The organism is Bacteroides sp. 519 (genome assembly GCF_010500955.1).
Lineage (GTDB): Bacteria > Bacteroidota > Bacteroidia > Bacteroidales > Bacteroidaceae > Bacteroides.
Map to the genome: position 1 here is coordinate 1 of NZ_QVMJ01000106.1, position 325 is coordinate 325.

General features: G+C 34.2%; 1 pseudogene. It reads right to left on the minus strand.

The annotated features are described in order from the left end of the window. Positions 1-238: 238 nt before the first annotated feature. Positions 239-325 (minus strand): annotated as a pseudogene (locus tag D0T85_RS22105) (outer membrane protein assembly factor BamD); the annotation flags it as partial.

The following is a 325-nucleotide window of genomic DNA, read 5'->3' on the forward strand; positions in this document are numbered from 1 at the left end:
GATTTTTCTGGTTATCTACATCCGAGTAAACCACTTGCAGGTTATCGGCATTGCTTTTAAAAAGATTTCCTTCCGAAACTATTTTGGCACTGTTACATAATTTATTGGAGTTCTCGGGTTTAGAAAAAGGATCGGTTACACTTGCCCCACGAAGTTTTTCTCCACAGAATATCTTTTTTCATCCGGATGATTTAAATAATTTTCAGACAATAGGAAATTATTTTCAAGCATGTGAGAAAATAGAAAGTTCTTCACGCAAATATGTATAAGGATAATCCTTTAGTGCATTTTGTGCAGTAATTACACACGATAAGAAGTTGTTTCC